General features: G+C 63.6%; 1 pseudogene. It reads left to right on the top strand.

From position 1 onward, the window contains the following. A pseudogene (locus tag AF337_RS11445) lies at positions 1–428 on the top strand (hypothetical protein); the annotation flags it as partial.

Here is a 428-nt window from a genome sequence, read left to right as displayed (position 1 = left end):
GAACTCGAGAGCCCGAACTTCATGGGATTCGCGCATGAATACCATCACGAGAAGGACGGCGTCGGCCTGAACGCCGAAGACGATTTTCTGCTGTCGCTCTGCTTCTGCGATCATTGCACGGTGCGCGCCGAAAGGGCCGGTGTGCCGGTCGAAGGCGCGCGCCGGTCGGTCGGGCGCTTCATCGCCGAACTCTGCGAACGAGCTGTCCCGGAACGGCAGTTCCCTGACTTCCCGGCGGCCGGCATCGATGCCTTTCGCGACCATCCTGATCTGCATGCCTATCTCACTTGGCGCAGCGAACCGGTGACCAGCCTGATCGGCGAGATCAAGGGGGCAGCCCTCGGCAATGACGTCAACCTGCGCGACGTCGAAGGCCGCTCGGCACTGCTGCTCGGCAAGGCCAAGGACAACAACGCCTCCTGCTCGAT

This window comes from Rhizobium ecuadorense (assembly GCF_001187535.1).
Classification (GTDB): domain Bacteria; phylum Pseudomonadota; class Alphaproteobacteria; order Rhizobiales; family Rhizobiaceae; genus Rhizobium; species Rhizobium ecuadorense.
Note: the sequence above shows the minus strand (reverse complement) of the source record. Positions and strands in the feature narration are given on the sequence as shown.